Source organism: Anaeromyxobacter sp. Red801 (genome assembly GCF_049201065.2).
Taxonomy (GTDB): domain Bacteria; phylum Myxococcota; class Myxococcia; order Myxococcales; family Anaeromyxobacteraceae; genus Anaeromyxobacter.
Genome location: NZ_CM181236.1, coordinates 1,233,055 through 1,248,356, shown reverse-complemented (window position 1 = coordinate 1,248,356; position 15,302 = coordinate 1,233,055). Strand labels below are relative to the sequence as shown.

Below are 15,302 nucleotides of genomic sequence, written 5' to 3'. Positions count from 1 at the left end.
CCCTAGAACGGCCCGCGGCGCATGGGGCCGCCGCCGTTCTGCCGCCCGCTCGCGCCGCCGCCGGTCGCGTCGGTGACGACCGGGTCGCCCTCCCGCAGGTCGCCGGAGACGAGCTCGGTGGAGCTCCCGTCGGTGATCCCGGTCTGCACCGCGACCGCGACCGGCTCCCGCGCCTCGCCGCGGAGCACCCACACCGTCCGGCCGCCCTCCGGCCGCGCCCGCGCGCCGTCCCCGCCGCTCCGATCCGGCCTCGCGCCGGCCCGCGTCCCCTGCCCCGCCGGCGCGGTCCCCTCCTGCGCCTGCGCCCCCTGCGCCGGGCGCTTCAGACCGGCCGGCGGGCGGAAGCGCAGCGCCGCGTTCGGCACGCGGAGCACGTCGTCGCGCTGCGCGTACACGAACGTCACGGTGGCCGTCATGCCCGGCTTCAGCTTCAGCTCGGGGTTGGCCACGTCCACCACCGCGTCGTAGGTCACCACGTTCTGGACGGTGGTGGCGGCGTTGCGGACCTGCCGGACCGTCCCGGAGAACACCTCGTTCGGATAGGCGTCCACGGTGAAGCTGGCGGGCATGCCCGCGCGCAGCCGGCCGACGTCGGCCTCGGCCACGCTGGTGTCCACCTGCATCTTGGCGAGGTCCTCCGCGATGACGAAGAGGATGGGCGCCTGGAGCGAGGCGGCCACGGTCTGGCCCACGTCCACGTTGCGCGAGATCACCACGCCGTTCGTGGGCGACACGATGTCGGTGTAGCCCAGGTTCACCTGCGCCTGCTGCAGCGCGGCCCGCGCCTGGGCCAGCGTGCCCTGCGCCGCCTGCACCGCGGCGCGCGCGCCGTCCGCGTTCGCCTGCGCGGTGTCGAGGTCCGCGGCCGCGACGAGGTTGCGCTCGGCGAGCTGCCGCGTCCGGCCCAGCTGCCGGTCGGCGTCCGCCGCCTGGGCGCGCGCCTTGGCGAGGTTCCCCTCGGCGGCGACCGTGTTCGCCCGGGCCTGGGCCACCGCGGCCCGGAACAGCTGCGGGTCGATGCGGGCGATCACCTCGCCCTTGCGCACCCGCGAGTTGAAGTCCGCGCGCAGCTCCGAGATCCGCCCCGACACCTGGCTGCCGACCTGCACGGTGACCAGGGCGGAGAGCGTCCCGGTGGCCGTCACCTTCGCCACGACCCGGCCCCGATCCACCCGGGCCGTCTCGTAGTGGACCTCGCCGGCGCTCCTCGCGGCGCGCCAGCGCCAGAGGCCCAGCAGCGCGGCCAGGGCGGCGACCGCCGCCGCGGCGTACATCAGGTTCCGGCGCGTCATGGTGTGCGTGTCTCCCGGGCGGCCGGAGGCCGCGCCGCGTCGTCGTTGCCGGCCCCGCGACCCCCTCCGCGTGGTCCGCGGGCCGGCATCGCGCGCCGCGGGGAGTACCCCCGAAGCACCGGAAGGTTAACCGGCCTCGGGCCGCCGCGGGCGCGCCGCGGCAACGGGACGCTCCCACGCTCGCGGCGGACCGCTCCCCGGCCCTCGTTTGCGCCCCGCGCGTGCCGGGCGCTATCGTCCGGCTCCCGCCGCCCGCCGCGGCGGCCCGGAGGACCGGAACGCGATGATGGGCCGCCTGCTGCTCACGCTCTTCGAGGCGATGGCGGTCTTCTTCGTCCTGTTCCACCTGTACTCGCGCTCCCCGGCGTTCACGCCGGCCCGCACCGACTGGCTGCGGCCCCGCGCCAAGCTCTCGCTGCTGCTCTTCTTCACCGGCATCGCGATCCTCGGCACCTACCTCGGCCTCCCGCTCGCCGGCGGCGCCATCGCCAACACGCGCGCCGTGGGCGCGGTGCTGGGGGGCATGCTGGGCGGGCCGGCGGTGGGCGTGGCGGTGGGCCTGCTCTCCGGCGCGCACCGGCTCACCCTCGGCGGCTTCACCGCCGGCGCCGGGGCCATCGCCACCACGCTGGAGGGGCTGATGGGGGGGCTGGTGCACCGCCGGCTCGCCGCGGCCGCGCCGGACCGGCTCATCTCCTGGAAGCTCGCCTTCGCGGTGACCGCCGCCGGCGAGGTCCTCCACATGGGCCTGCTCCTCGCCGTCTCCCGCCCGTTCCAGGAGTCGGTGCACGTGGTGCAGGGCATCGGCGTGCCCATGATCCTGGCGAACTCGGTGGGCGCCGCGCTGTTCATGACGCTGCTGCGCGACCGCCACGAGCGCTACGACCGCGTGGCGGCCGCCACCTCCGCCCGGGCGCTCCGCATCGCCGAGCGGACCCTCGGCCCGCTCGCGCGCGGCTTCGACCGCTCGGTGGCCGGCGAGCTGGCGTCCATCATCCAGGAGGAGACCGGGGTGGGCGCGGTCGCCATCACCGACACCGAGACGGTGCTCGCGTTCGTGGGGCGCGGGTCCGACCACCACCGGCCCGGCCTGCCCATCGCCTCGCCGCTGACCCGCGGCGCCATCGAGCGGCACGAGGTGGTGTTCGCCGACGGCGAGCACGCGCACTACCGCTGCGCGGTCTCCCCGGACTGCCCGCTCGACTCGGCCGTGGTCATCCCGCTGGTGGTGGACGGCGCCGCCATCGGGACGGTGCAGCTCCTCGAGACCGCGCGCACCCGCTTCCGCCGGCTGAACCGCTCGCTCGGCGAGGGCATCGCCGACCTGCTCTCCGACCAGCTCCTGCGGGCCCGCTTCCACGAGCAGAAGAGCCTGCTCGTCCTCACCGAGCTGCGGCTGCTCCAGGCGCAGGTGGACCCGCACTTCCTCTTCAACGCGCTCAACACCGTCCACGCCGTGACCCGCACCGACCCGGAGCGCGCCCGCGAGCTGCTCGGCCACCTCTCCGCGCTGTTCCGCAAGAACCTGAAGCGCTCCGCCCCGCTCTCGACGCTCGAGGAGGAGCTGGAGCACGCCCGGGCCTACCTCGAGATCGAGAAGGCCCGCTTCGGCGACCGCCTGCTGGTCCTCACCGAGGTGGACCCGGCGCTGCTGGGCCTGCGGCTGCCCACGTTCACGCTGCAGCCGCTCATCGAGAACGCCGTGAAGCACGGCCTCGGCGCGACGCTCGGCGAGGCCACCACCCGCATCCGCGCCTACCGCCAGGGCGCCGCGGCGGTGATCGAGATCGAGGACGACGCCGGCGCCTACGCGCCGCGCCCCGGCGCCGACGGGATGGGCATGAGCCTGGTGGACCGGCGCATCAAGAACCTGCTCGGCGCCGAGTGGGGGGTCACCGTCTCCTGCACGCCGAGCGCGCTCACGCGCGTGTCGGTGCGGGTGCCGTTCGAGGAGCGTGCCGCGTGATGCGCGCCGTCATCGTGGACGACGAGCCCAACGCCCGGGCCGAGCTGCGCGCGCTGCTCCAGGCCAGCGGCGAGGTGGAGGTCGCGGCCGACTGCGGCAACGCGGTCGAGGCGCTGCAGGCGGTGCGGCGGGAGCGGCCGGACGTGCTGTTCCTCGACGTGCAGATGCCGGTGGTGGACGGGTTCGAGCTGCTCGGCATGCTCGATCCGGACGGCCAGCCGGCGGTGGTGTTCGTCACCGCGCACGACGCGTTCGCGCTGCGCGCCTTCGAGGAGAGCGCCGCCGACTACCTGCTGAAGCCGGTGGCGCCCGACCGGCTCCGCAGGACGCTGGAGCGGCTGCGCGCCCGCGCCGGCCTCGCGCGCGCCGCGCCGCCGCTCGCGCCGCCGCTCACGCGCGTCCCCTGCCTCGCCGGCCGCGCGGTGAAGCTGGTCCCGCTCGGCGAGATCGAGCTCGTCCGCTCCGGCCCCGCCGGCGTGCACGTGGTCACCGCGCAGGGCGAGCTGTTCACCGAGCTCACGCTGAAGGTGCTGGAGGAGCGCGGCGGGCTGCTGCGCTGCCACAAGCAGCACCTCGTGAACCCGGACCGCGTGGACGAGATCCGCCCCGGCGACGACGTCGAGGCCGGCGCGGCGGTGATCCGGACGCGCGGCGGGCACGACGTGCCGGTGAGCCGCCGCCACCTGGCGCAGGTGCGCGAGCGCCTCGGGTTCTGATCGGCCCCGGCCGGGCCCCTCGGGCCGCCCCGCTCGCCCCCGCCGGGCGACCGGTCGCGGCGCGCCCGGCGCCGGTCGCGGGATCTCCCGCGCAGCCCCGCGCGGACGTGGTGCGATGCGCGTCCGCCCGCCATGGCCCACCGAGACGACGTGCGCGCGCTCCCCGAGCCCTACCTCCGCCTCCACGAGGCGCTGGCGCGACACCTCCCCGGCGAGCGGCTCGTCACCGACCCGCTCCGGCGGCTCGCGCTCGGCACCGACGCGAGCTTCTACCGGCTCACCCCGCGCCTCGTCGTCGAGGTCCGGACGGTGGAGGAGGTCCGCCGCGTGCTCGCCGAGGCGGCGCGGCTGGGCACGCCGGTGACGTTCCGCGCGGCCGGGACCAGCCTCTCGGGCCAGGCGGTCACCGACTCGGTGCTGGTGCGCGTCACCGGGGGCTGGCGCGGCATGCGCGTGCTCGACGGCGGCGCGCGCATCGCGCTCGAGCCCGGCGTGATCGGCGCGGACGCGAACGCGGTGCTGGCGCCGCTCGGGCGCAAGCTCGGCCCGGATCCGGCCTCGATCGGCGCCTGCATGGTGGGCGGGATCGCCGCGAACAACGCGTCGGGGATGTGCTGCGGCACCGCCCAGAACAGCTACCGGACGGTCGCGTCGATGCGCCTGGTGCTGGCGGACGGCACCGAGCTCGACACCGGCGACCCGGCCTCGCGCGCGGCGTTCCACGCGGCGCACCCGGAGCTCGTGGCGGGGCTGCAGTCCATCCGCGCCGAGATCGAGGCCGACCCCGCGCTCCGCCGCCGGATCGTCGAGAAGTTCCGGATCAAGAACACCACCGGCTACGCGCTGAACGCGTTCGTGGACTTCGAGGACCCGGTGGACGTCCTGCTCCACCTGATGATCGGGTCGGAGGGGACGCTCGGCTTCTCGCGGAGGTCACCTACCACACCGTCCCCGAGCACGCGCACAAGGCGAGCGCGCTGGCGCTCTTCGCCGGCGTGGGCGACGCCGCCCGCGCCACCATGCTGCTCCAGGGCGGCCCGGTGGCGGCGGTCGAGCTGATGGACCGGGCCTCGCTGCGCTCGGTGGAGGCGAAGCCCGGCATGCCGCCCGAGCTGGCCGGGCTGCCCGACGGCGCGGCGGCCCTGCTCATCGAGACCCGCGCCGCCACGCCCGCCGAGCTCGGCCCGCAGGTGGACGCCCTGCTCGCGCGCATGGCGCCGGTCCCCGTGCTCGCGCCGGTCCGCTTCACCGCGGTGAAGGCCGAGTACGAGCGGCTCTGGGACGTGCGCCGCGGGCTGTTCCCGGCGGTGGGCGCCGCCCGGCCCATCGGCACCACCGTGGTCATCGAGGACGTGGCGTTCCCCATCCGCCACCTCGCCGACGCGACCGTCGAGCTGCAGGGCCTGCTCGCGGCCCACGGGTACGACGGGATCATCTTCGGCCACGCGCTCGACGGGAACCTGCACTTCGTCTTCACGCCGGACTTCGGCGCCGAGGGCGAGGTGGAGCGGTACGCGCGCTTCATGGACGACGTCTGCACCATGGTGGCGCGCAAATACGACGGCTCACTGAAGGGCGAGCACGGCACCGGCCGCAACGTCGCGCCGTTCGTGGAGCTGGAGTGGGGCGCGAAGGCCACCGGGCTGATGCGGCGGGTGAAGCGGCTGCTCGATCCGGTCGGGCTGCTCAACCCGGGCGTGCTGCTGAACGACGACCCGCACGCGCACCTCCGGCACCTGAAGGCGCTCCCGCACGCGCACCCCATCCTCGACCGCTGCATCGAGTGCGGCTTCTGCGAGCCGCGCTGCCCGTCGCGCGACCTCACCCTCACCCCGCGCCAGCGCATCGTGGCGCAGCGCGAGATCGCCCGGCTGCGCGTCACCGGCGAGGACCCGGCGGCGCGCGAGCGGCTGGAGCGCGACTACGTCTACCTGGGCGAGGAGACCTGCGCGGTGGACGGCCTGTGCGCCACCGCCTGCCCGGTGGGCATCGACACCGGCGAGCACACCAAGTGGCTGCGCGCCCAGGCCCACGGCGACGGCGGCGGGGCCGCGGATCTCGCCGCGGACCGCTTCGCGGCGGTGGCCGCGGGCGCGCGCGCCGGCCTGCGGCTCGCGTCCGCGGCGCACGCCGTGCTCGGCACCGCCGCGCTCTCCGGGCTGACCCGCGGCCTGCACCGGCTCAGCGCCGGCCGCCTGCCGGTCTGGAACGAGGCCACGCCGCGCGCCGCCCGCGCGCCGCGCCTCGACGGGACGCGCCGCGGCGGCGACCGGGTGGTGTACTTCCCGAGCTGCGTCTCGCGCACCATGGGCCCGGCGCGCGGCGACGCGGAGGGCGTGGAGGTCCACGCCGCCATGCTCTCGCTGCTGGGCAAGGCCGGGTTCGACGTGGCCTTCCCCGCCGGCATGGAGGGGCTGTGCTGCGGCATGCCCTTCGAGTCGAAGGGCTGGCCCGCCCAGGCGGACCGCAAGAGCCGGGAGCTGGAGGCCGCGCTGCTCGAGGCGAGCGAGGGCGGGCGCCACCCGGTGGTGTTCGACACCAGCCCCTGCGTGTACCGCATGCGCAAGGCGGCCGGCGGCCGGATCGCGATCCACGATCCGGTCGAGCTCATCCAGCGGCTCGTGCTGCCGCGCGTGTCGCTGACCCGCGTGCCCGGCCCGGTGGCGGTGCACGTGCCCTGCAGCGCGGTGAAGCTCGGGCTCGGGCCCGCGTTCCGGGCCGTGGCCGAGGCCTGCGCCGAGCAGGTGGTGATCCCGCGGGAGGTCGGCTGCTGCGGCTTCGCCGGCGATCGCGGCTTCACGCACCCCGAGCTGAACGCCTCCGCGCTCGCGCCGCTCGCCGCGGCGCTCCCGGCCGGCTGCGCCGCGGGCTTCTCCTCCAGCCGGACCTGCGAGATCGGCCTGTCGCTGCACGCCGGCGTGCCGTACCGCCCGCTGGCCTGGCTGGTGGACCGCTGCGCCTCCCCGCGCGCCGCCCGAGACCCGGAGCCTTCCGTTCCCCCGGACGCACCTACCGTGAAGGAGATCGCCCGATGAGCTGGACCCAGACGTACACCCCCGTCGCCGGCAGCTTGATCGTCTCGGCGCTGGTCGCCGCCCTCCCGGTGGTCGCGCTGCTGGGCGCGCTCGCCTTCTTCCACGTCAAGGCCCACTGGGCCGCGCTCATCGGCCTGGTGCTGGCGCTCGGGATCGCGATCGGCGTCTACGGCATGCCCGCGTCGATGGCCGGCGCCGCCGCGCTGAACGGCGCGGCGTTCGGCCTGCTGCCCATCGGCTGGATCGTGCTGAACGCGATCTTCGTCTACGACATCACCGTCAGGACCGGGAAGTTCGAGGTGGTGAAGGAGACCATCGCCGGCCTCGCCTCCGACCGGCGCATCCAGGTGCTGCTCATCGGCTTCTCCTTCGGCGCGTTCATCGAGGGCGCCGCCGGGTTCGGGACGCCGGTCGCCATCAGCGCCGCCATGCTCATCGGCCTGGGCTTCAAGCCGCTCCCGGCGGCCGGCCTGGCGCTCATCGGGAACACCGCGCCGGTCGCGTACGGCGCCCTCGGCACGCCCATCATCACGCTCGCCAAGGTGACCGGCCTGAACGAGCTGGCGCTGTCCGCCATGACCGGGCGCCAGCTCCCGCTGTTCTCGCTCATCGTCCCGTTCTGGCTGGTGTGGGCCATGGCGGGCTTCCGCGGCATGGTCGAGGTCTGGCCGGCCTGCCTGGTCGCCGGCCTGTTCTTCGCGGTCCCGCAGTTCGTGGTCTCCAACTTCTACGGCCCCTCGCTGGTGGACATCGTGGCCGCGGCGGTGTCGCTGCTCGCCATGTACGTGCTGCTCAAGGTCTGGCAGCCGCGGTCGGTGTGGCGCTTCCACGACGAGCGCGACGCCGACGCGGCCCTGGCCGCCGCCCGCAAGTCGGTCGGCGCCGCCGCCGCGCGCCGGGGGCCCACCGCCGCCGAGGGGCTGGTGGCGTGGCTCCCCTGGATCATCCTCTCGGTGTTCGTGTTCGCGTGGGGCCTGCCGTCGGTGAAGACCTGGATGAACGGCATCTTCAACCCGACCTGGGAGGTGCCGTTCCTGCACAACCTGGTGCACAAGGCGCCCCCGGTCTCGAAGGTCCTCGCGCCCGAGGCGGCGAAGTACAGCCTCAACATGCTCTCGGCCACCGGCACCGGCCTGCTGCTCTCCGGCGTGGTCTCCGGCCTCATCCTGAAGCTCGGCCCGGGCGACCTCCTCCGCACCTACCTCGGCACGCTGAAGCGCGTGCGCTTCTCGCTCCTCACCATCGCGGCCATGCTGGCGCTCGGCTTCACCACCCGCTTCTCGGGCTCCGACTCGACCATGGGCCTCGCGTTCGCCTCCACCGGCCACCTGTTCCCGTTCTTCTCGCCGCTGCTCGGCTGGCTGGGCGTGGCGCTCACCGGCTCCGACACCTCGTCCAACGTGCTGTTCGGCAACCTGCAGGTGGTGAGCGCCCAGCAGATCGGCATGAACCCGATCCTCGCGGCGGCCTCCAACAGCTCGGGCGGCGTGATGGGCAAGATGATCGACGCGCAGAGCATCGTGGTCGCGTCGGTCGCGACCGGCCAGCACGGCCACGAGGGGATCATCCTCCGCTACGTGTTCTGGCACTCGCTGGTGCTCGCCTGCCTGGTGGGCGTGGTGGTGTTCCTCCAGGCGTACGTGTTCACCGGGATGGTGCCGATCCCGCACTAGCAGGGGCCCTCCCGGATCCCCGCTTCACCGAAGGGCGGGATCCGGGCAGAGTGGCCCGGGAGGTCCCGGTGAAGGTCGCGCTGTTCGTGCCGTGCTACGTGGACCAGCTCCACCCGCAGGTCGCGCACGCGACCGTGCGCGTGCTGGAGCGGCTCGGCGTCGAGGTCGTGTTCCCCGAGGAGCAGACCTGCTGCGGCCAGCCCATGGCGAACGCGGGCTTCGCCGCCGACGCCGCGCCGCTGGCGCGGCACTTCCTGGAGGTGTTCGGCGGCTTCGACCACGTGGTGGCGCCCTCCGGCAGCTGCGTCTCGATGGTCCGGAACCACTACGGCGCGTTCCTGTCCGGCGCCCCGGGCTTCGACCGGCTGCGGCGCGGGACCTTCGAGCTCTGCGAGTTCCTCACCGACGTGCTGAAGGTGGGCGAGCTGCCGGGCCGGTACCCGCACAAGGTCGGGCTGCACCAGAGCTGCCACGGCCTGCGCGAGCTCGGCCTGGGCAGCCCCAGCGAGCGGATGGAGCCGCGCTTCAGCAAGGTCGGCCTGCTCCTCTCCCGGCTGCAGGGCATCGAGCTCGTGTCGCTCTCGCGGCCCGACGAGTGCTGCGGGTTCGGCGGCACGTTCGCGGTGGCCGAGGAGGCCGTCTCCTGCCTGATGGGGCGCGACCGGATCGCCGACCACCTGGCGGCCGGGGCGGAGGTGGTCACCGGCACCGACGTGTCCTGCCTCATGCACCTCGACGGCCTGGCGCGGCGCACCCGGCTGCCGCTCCGGTTCCGGCACGTGGCGGAGCTCCTGGCGGAGGCGACCGCGTGACCGGCCACGCCGAGCGCGCCGCGCGCTTCGCGGCCGACGAGCCGCGCGCCCACTGGCACGACCAGGCGCTCTGGTTCGTGCGCCTGAAGCGCGACCGCATGGCCGCGGCGGTGCCGGAGTGGGAGGCGCTGCGCGAGCGCGCCGCCGCCGTGAAGGCGCACGCCCGGGCCCGGCTGGCCGACTACCTGGAGCAGTTCGAGCGCGAGGCCACCCGCCGCGGCCTCCGGGTGCACTGGGCCCGCGACGCCGACGAGCACAACGCGGTCGTGCACCGGATCCTCTCGGAGCGCGGCGTCACCCGGGTGGTGAAGTCGAAGTCGATGCTCACCGAGGAGTGCCACCTCAACCCGTACCTGCAGGCGCGCGGCATCGAGGTGGTGGACACCGACCTGGGCGAGCGGATCGTCCAGCTCGCCGGCGAGCCGCCCTCGCACATCGTGCTGCCCGCCATCCACAAGAAGAAGGAGGAGATCGGCGAGCTGTTCCACCGCACCCTCGGCACCGCGGCCGGCGCCTCGGATCCCACCTACCTCACGCAGGCCGCGCGCGCGCACCTGCGCGAGAAGTTCCTGGCGGCGCAGGCCGGCCTCACCGGCGTGAACTTCGCGATCGCGGAGACCGGCGGGATCGTGGTGTGCACGAACGAGGGCAACGCCGACATGGGCACGCACCTGCCCCCGCTCCACGTCGCCTGCATGGGCGTCGAGAAGATCGTCCCGCGGCTCGCCGACCTCTCGGTGTTCCTGCGCCTGCTGGCGCGCTCCGCCACCGGCCAGCCGGTGACGACCTACACGACCCACTTCCACGCGCCGCGCCCGGGCGGCGAGCTGCACGTGGTGATCGTGGACAACGGCCGCTCGCGCCTGCTCGCGGAGGAGGAGTTCCGCGGCGCGCTGGCGTGCATCCGCTGCGGCGCGTGCATGAACACCTGCCCGGTGTTCCGGCGCAGCGGCGGGTACAGCTACGCCTGGACCATCCCCGGCCCCATCGGCTCGGTGCTCGCCCCCGGGCGCGACCCGGCCGCGCACGGCTCGCTGCCGTTCGCCTCCAGCCTGTGCGGCTCCTGCGACGCGGTCTGCCCGGTGAAGATCCCGCTGCACGACCAGCTCCTGGCGCGGCGCCGCGAGGTGGTCCGCGCCGGCGGCCAGCCGCTCGCGAAGCGGCTGGCGATGCGCGTCGGCGCGTGGGTGCTCGGGCACCGCGCGCTGTACGAGCTGGCCGGTCGCCTGGCGCGCCTCGCGCTCCGGCGCCTCCCGCGCGCGCTGCTCTACGGCCGCTGGAACGCGTGGGGGCGGCAGCGCGAGCTGCCGGCTGCACCGGCCGAGAGCTTCCGCGACGCCTGGCGCCGCACCCGGGGAGGCGGCCGTGGGTAGCCGCGAGGAGATCCTGGCCGCGCTCCGCCGCGCCGCTCCGCCCGATCCCGGGCTCCCCTCCGAGCCCGTGCGCGGCACCCCCTACGCCGACCTGGCGCTCCAGCTCGGCGAGGCGGTGCAGGCGGTGGGCGGGGCCTTCCAGCGGGTGCCGGACGCGGCCGCGCTGCGCGAGGCGGTGGCGGCGCTCGCGGCGCGGCTCGAGGCGCGCCGGGTGGTGTCGCGGGTCCCGGAGGCGGGCGCGGGAACGGCGGGTGAAGCGGGCCCGGCGGACGTCGCCGATCCGCACGAGCTCGAGGGCGTGGACCTGGCGGTCGTCCCGGGGCGCTTCGCGGTGGCCGAGAACGGCGCGGTGTGGGTGGCCGGCGAGGACCTCGGCCACCGGGCGGTGTTCGTGATCGCCCAGCACCTCGCGCTCGTGGTCCCCGCCGCGGAGATCGTGAACGACCTGCACGAGGCCTACGCGCGCATCCGCTTCGACGGCCCCGGCTTCGGCCTGTTCGTGGCCGGGCCGTCCAAGACGGCCGACATCGAGCAGGCGCTGGTGATCGGCGCGCACGGCGCGCGCTCCTGCACCGTGTTCCTGGTCGGCTGACCGGCGCCCGCGGTCAGCGGCCGCCGGCGCGCACCCGCCGCGAGCCGCCGCCCAGGTACGCGGCCACCGCGCGCCAGGTCTCCTCGAACTGCCCGCGGGTGAAGCCGGTCCCGGAGGCCAGCCAGTCGAAGTGCGGCGGCACGTGGCGCGGCTGCGAGAAGTGGCCGATGACGTCGAGGTGGTCGGCCCAGACCGCGCGGATGACGTCGCCCCAGACCTGGCTGCGGGTGGGGACCATGCCGTCGTTGGCGCGCGCGTCCGGGATGCGCCCGTAGGCGAGCCGGAGCGGCCGCGCCTGCACGATCGAGAGCGGCGGCTCGCGGTCGAGCGGCGTGCCCGAGGCGATGCGGTAGAGCCCGACGTACATGGCGTGGGTGGCCTGCGCGTACGGTCCCAGCCCCGCCGCCAGCACCGAGCGGAGGCCGGGCGGCCGGGCGCGGGAGATGACGCACCCGTAGCGCACGCCGGGGCGGTCCTCGGTGGTGGCGTTGAACACGTCCATCGCGGCCGGGCCGATCTGCGTGACCAGGTCCTGGTCGTCGCCGAGGCTCGAGAAGAAGTCCTCGATCTCGCGCCGGCGCTCGCCGGAGAAGTCCGCCAGCAGCTCCGAGAAGAGCTGCTCCACCACGCCGCTCGGCGGCGCCGCCGGCCGCCGCAGGAACGTCGCCAGCCGGAGCGCGGCGCCCGCGGGCAGCCGCCCGGCGCGGAGCGTGTACATGGTGGCGAGGGAGAGGATCTTGAGGACCTGCTGGCCGAGCAGGTTGTTGAAGAAGTGCGCGACCGGCGTGCCGTAGTGCGGCGCGGACACCGTCACCACCGACCGCACCGCGCGCGCGCACCGCTCCACGTCGGCGTCGGTGGGGAGCGACACCTCCGGGCTGAGCAGCAGGCGCACGTCCAGCCCGCCGCTGGAGTGGCCCACCACGCTCACCTCGCCGCCGGGCCCGTCCAGGACGCGGGCGACGTCCTCGGCCAGCAGGGCGGCGCGCCTCCGGAGCGTCGCGGTGGGCGCGGTGCGGACGACGCGGATCTCGCCGTCCAGGCCGTGCGCCGGGCCGATCTCGGCGAGCAGGTCGCGGACGTGGCCGAAGTAGGTGAAGTCGCCCAGGTTGGCGAACCCGAAGAACCCCGGGACGAGCAGGACGTGGTGACGCGGGGCCACGGCCCCGAGTCTACGCTCGGTCCGCCGGCCGCGGGCCAGGACTTCCGCGGGTGCGCCGAGCGCGTGCGCGCCCGTGTCCGCGCACGGGCGCCGCGCCGTATGATGCGCGCCCGGAGGCGACCGATGGACGTGAAGCAGGTGTTCGACGGGGCGGCGGCGCGCTACGACGCGCTCCGCCGGCAGCTCATCCCGTGCTTCGACGGCTTCTACGGCGCAGCGGTGGACCTGCTGCCGTTCGAGGAGGGCAGGCCGGTGCGGGTCCTCGACGTCGGCGCCGGGACCGGGCTGCTGGCGGAGCAGGTGCTCGCGCGCTTCCCGGCCGCCGAGGTGACGCTGCTCGACTTCTCGGCCGAGATGCTGGACCGCGCCCGCGCGCGCTTCGCCGGCCGGCCTGCCCGGGTGACGTTCCGCACCGGCGACTACCTGCGCGATCCGCTCGGCGGCCCCTGGGACGCGATCGTGTCGGCGCTGTCCGTCCACCACCTCTCCGACGGCGACAAGCGCGCGCTCTACGCGCGCGCCGCCGAGGCGCTCGCCCCGGGCGGCATCCTGGTGAACGCCGACAACGTGCTCGCCGAGGACCCGGCGGTGGCCGCGCGCGACCGGGCGCTCTGGATCCGCGCCATCCGCGCGAGCGGCCTGGCCGAGGCGGACCTCGAGGCGGCGCTGGAGCGGACGCGGGTGGACGTGCTCGCGCCGCTCGGGCTCCAGCTCGGCTGGCTCCGGGCGCTCGGCCTCGCCGAGGTGGACTGCGCGTACAAGTGGCACCACTTCGCCGTCTTCTCCGGCCGGCGCCCCGTCACGGACGGGTGATCTTCTGCTGGCGCGGAGGGGGTGAGTGATGCTTACATCAGCGCCCTTTCCAAGGAGGTCCGCGTGAACCGCAACACCGTCATCGCCCTCGTCGTGGGGCTCGTGGTCGGGTTCCTGATCGGCCAGCTGGCCTCGAGGCGGGATCAGGTGACGTCCGTCCCCGTGGTCGCCGCGCCCGCCGGCGCGCCGGCGATGCCGCCCGGCGGCATGGGCGGGCTGCCCGCGCCGATGCCCTCGCCCGGCGCCAGCATGGACCTGCAGGCCCGGATCACCGCCGCCGAGCAGATCGTCGCGAAGGATCCCCGGAACGTCCGCGCCTGGATCCAGCTCGGCAACGACTACTTCGACTCGCGCCAGGCGCAGAAGGCGGTCGAGGCCTACGGGCGCGCGCTCGAGCTCGAGCCCAACAACCCCGACGTCCTCACCGACCAGGGCGTGATGTACCGGGACCTCGGCAACTTCGACAAGGCCATCGCCAACTTCAAGAAGGCGAACGAGCTCGACCCGAAGCACGTGCAGAGCCTGTTCAACCTCGGCGTGGTCTACCTGCACGACCTCCAGGACGCGGACAAGGCCACCAAGGCCTGGAACCAGGTGATCGCGGCCGCGCCGGCGAGCCCGCAGGCGCAGCAGGCGCAGCAGGCGCTGACGCAGCTCAAGGCGAACCCGCCGCCGCCCAGGAAGAAGTAGCGAGGCCCGCCGCACCGGCCGGGGCGCCGCGACCGCGGCGTCCGGCCGCGCGGGGCGGGGCAGCGCGGCTCCGGCCGCGGGGCTGGATAGCCGTGCGAGGTGGCTTATGCTCACAAGGCATGCACCGCGCCCTCCTCCTCGCCGCCGCCCTGCTCGCCGCCGCCTGCCACCCGCGCCCGTCCGCGTCCACCCTCGTCGCCCAGCCGCTCGCGCCGGGGCGCGCCTGGCTCAGCACCGTCGATCGCGACCACCCGCTGGTCGGGCGCATCTGGGACGTCCGCGCCGGGCGCTTCGCCGACGAGGCGGCGCTCGAGGCCGGGCTCTCCGGCGCGCGCTTCGTGCTGCTCGGCGAGACGCACGACAACCCCGATCACCACGTGCTGCAGGCGCGCCTGCTCCGCGCCCTGGCCGCCGCCGGAAAGCGCCCCGCCGTCGCGTTCGAGATGCTCGCCACCGAGCAGCAGCCCGCGCTCGACGCGGCGCTGGCGGGCCCGCGGCCCACGCCGGAGGACGTGTCGCGCGCGGCGCGCTGGGGCCAGAGCGGCTGGCCACCGTTCGAGACCTACCGGCCGGTGTTCGCCGCCGCGCTGGACGCCGGCCTGCGCATCGAGGGCGCGAACCTGCCGCGCGCGCAGATCCAGGCCGCGGCCCGGGGCGGCGTCCAGGCCCTCCCGGCGCCGGTGCGCGCGCGCATCGAGCGGCAGGGGCCGCTCCCCGAGGCGGTGGCCCGCGAGATGCGCCAGGAGATGGCGGAGTCGCACTGCGGCGCGCTGCCCGAGTCGATGCTCGACCCCCTGGTGACCGGCCAGCGCGCGCGCGACGCGCAGATGGCCGAGTCGCTGGCGCGGACCGGGGCGGCCGGCGCGGTGCTCATCACCGGCTCGGGCCACGCGCGGACCGACCGCGGGGTGGCGTCGTACCTCGATCCCGGCGCGACGGTGGCGAGCGTGCTGTTCCGGGAGGTGGTGCCCGGCCGCGACGACCCCGCCGCCTACGCCGCCGACTACGCGGGGCGGCTCCCGTTCGACTGGGTGATATTCACGCCGGGTGAGAAGCGGCCCGACCCATGCGCCGAGTTCCGCGCCCACATGAAGGCGAAGCCTCCCGCGAAGCCGGCGGCGCCCGCACCGGCCCCCGCGCCTGCGCCCGCGCCCGCCGCGCCGCCCGCGAAGCCCTGA

General features: G+C 75.4%; 13 protein-coding genes. 11 read left to right on the top strand and 2 right to left on the bottom strand.

Going from position 1 to position 15,302, the window contains the following annotated elements; all coding sequences use genetic code 11:
• Positions 1-2 precede the first annotated feature (2 nt).
• Complete coding sequence (locus ACOQFB_RS05660; RefSeq protein WP_421608918.1) at positions 3-1,292, bottom strand: efflux RND transporter periplasmic adaptor subunit; 1,290 nt, start codon at positions 1,290-1,292, stop codon at positions 3-5.
• Between the two features lie 283 nt (positions 1,293-1,575).
• Between ACOQFB_RS05660 and ACOQFB_RS05655 the strand changes: the two genes are divergently transcribed.
• The 8 genes from ACOQFB_RS05655 to ACOQFB_RS05620 all read left to right on the top strand — a co-directional run bounded on the left by ACOQFB_RS05655 (position 1,576) and on the right by ACOQFB_RS05620 (position 11,459).
• On the top strand, positions 1,576-3,258 hold the full coding sequence (locus ACOQFB_RS05655; RefSeq protein ID WP_059437566.1) for a sensor histidine kinase: 1,683 nt from the start codon (positions 1,576-1,578) through the stop codon (positions 3,256-3,258).
• Positions 3,258-3,974: a two-component system response regulator BtsR gene (gene btsR, locus ACOQFB_RS05650; protein WP_237757913.1), complete on the top strand. Its 717-nt coding sequence runs from the start codon at positions 3,258-3,260 to the stop codon at positions 3,972-3,974. The genes ACOQFB_RS05655 and btsR overlap by 1 nt, the downstream gene beginning before the upstream one ends.
• Before the next feature lie 132 nt (positions 3,975-4,106).
• Positions 4,107-5,033, top strand: coding sequence for an FAD-binding protein (locus tag ACOQFB_RS05645; RefSeq protein WP_494492491.1), 927 nt, complete (start codon positions 4,107-4,109; stop codon positions 5,031-5,033).
• On the top strand, positions 4,970-7,009 hold the full coding sequence (locus ACOQFB_RS05640; protein ID WP_494492490.1) for an FAD-linked oxidase C-terminal domain-containing protein: 2,040 nt from the start codon (positions 4,970-4,972) through the stop codon (positions 7,007-7,009). Before ACOQFB_RS05645 ends, ACOQFB_RS05640 begins: the two co-directional genes overlap by 64 nt.
• The gene (locus ACOQFB_RS05635) at positions 7,006-8,682 is read left to right on the top strand and encodes an L-lactate permease (RefSeq protein ID WP_059437569.1); all 1,677 of its coding nucleotides are present in this window, start codon (positions 7,006-7,008) and stop codon (positions 8,680-8,682) included. The genes ACOQFB_RS05640 and ACOQFB_RS05635 overlap by 4 nt, the downstream gene beginning before the upstream one ends.
• 68 nt (positions 8,683-8,750) lie before the next feature.
• A complete protein-coding gene (locus tag ACOQFB_RS05630; protein ID WP_059437570.1) occupies positions 8,751-9,494 on the top strand; it encodes a (Fe-S)-binding protein in 744 nt (247 codons plus the stop codon).
• Complete coding sequence (locus tag ACOQFB_RS05625; RefSeq protein ID WP_421608916.1) at positions 9,491-10,867, top strand: lactate utilization protein B; 1,377 nt, start codon at positions 9,491-9,493, stop codon at positions 10,865-10,867. Before ACOQFB_RS05630 ends, ACOQFB_RS05625 begins: the two co-directional genes overlap by 4 nt.
• Positions 10,860-11,459, top strand: coding sequence for a LutC/YkgG family protein (locus tag ACOQFB_RS05620; RefSeq protein ID WP_059437572.1), 600 nt, complete (start codon positions 10,860-10,862; stop codon positions 11,457-11,459). The genes ACOQFB_RS05625 and ACOQFB_RS05620 overlap by 8 nt, the downstream gene beginning before the upstream one ends.
• Before the next feature lie 13 nt (positions 11,460-11,472).
• Here ACOQFB_RS05620 and ACOQFB_RS05615 read toward each other — a convergent pair whose 3' ends face one another.
• Positions 11,473-12,621 carry an esterase/lipase family protein gene (locus ACOQFB_RS05615; protein ID WP_421608915.1) on the bottom strand — a complete coding sequence of 383 codons (1,149 nt, stop codon included), beginning with the start codon at positions 12,619-12,621 and terminating at the stop codon, positions 11,473-11,475.
• Positions 12,622-12,744: 123 nt separating this feature from the next.
• On the opposite strand from ACOQFB_RS05615, the gene ACOQFB_RS05610 reads away from it, so the two are divergent.
• The 3 genes from ACOQFB_RS05610 to ACOQFB_RS05600 all read left to right on the top strand — a co-directional run bounded on the left by ACOQFB_RS05610 (position 12,745) and on the right by ACOQFB_RS05600 (position 15,302).
• Positions 12,745-13,434 (top strand): class I SAM-dependent methyltransferase, encoded by a 690-nt coding sequence (locus ACOQFB_RS05610; protein WP_059437574.1) that lies wholly within the window; start codon positions 12,745-12,747, stop codon positions 13,432-13,434.
• Between the two features lie 63 nt (positions 13,435-13,497).
• Positions 13,498-14,124, top strand: coding sequence for a tetratricopeptide repeat protein (locus tag ACOQFB_RS05605; protein ID WP_059437575.1), 627 nt, complete (start codon positions 13,498-13,500; stop codon positions 14,122-14,124).
• 119 nt (positions 14,125-14,243) lie between these two features.
• On the top strand, positions 14,244-15,302 hold the full coding sequence (locus ACOQFB_RS05600) for a ChaN family lipoprotein (RefSeq protein WP_421608914.1): 1,059 nt from the start codon (positions 14,244-14,246) through the stop codon (positions 15,300-15,302).

What these genes read in the sequence shown, in the direction of transcription:
- ACOQFB_RS05610 (WP_059437574.1), top strand. Translation starts at nt 12,745, where the DNA reads ATGGACGTGAAGCAGGTGTTCGACGGGGCGGCGGCGCGCTACGACGCG.
- ACOQFB_RS05655 (WP_059437566.1), top strand. Translation starts at nt 1,576, where the DNA reads ATGATGGGCCGCCTGCTGCTCACGCTCTTCGAGGCGATGGCGGTCTTC.
- ACOQFB_RS05600 (WP_421608914.1), top strand. Translation starts at nt 14,244, where the DNA reads ATGCACCGCGCCCTCCTCCTCGCCGCCGCCCTGCTCGCCGCCGCCTGC.
- ACOQFB_RS05645 (WP_494492491.1), top strand. Translation starts at nt 4,107, where the DNA reads ATGGCCCACCGAGACGACGTGCGCGCGCTCCCCGAGCCCTACCTCCGC.
- ACOQFB_RS05660 (WP_421608918.1), bottom strand. Translation starts at nt 1,292, where the DNA reads ATGACGCGCCGGAACCTGATGTACGCCGCGGCGGCGGTCGCCGCCCTG.
- btsR (WP_237757913.1), top strand. Translation starts at nt 3,258, where the DNA reads ATGCGCGCCGTCATCGTGGACGACGAGCCCAACGCCCGGGCCGAGCTG.
- ACOQFB_RS05635 (WP_059437569.1), top strand. Translation starts at nt 7,006, where the DNA reads ATGAGCTGGACCCAGACGTACACCCCCGTCGCCGGCAGCTTGATCGTC.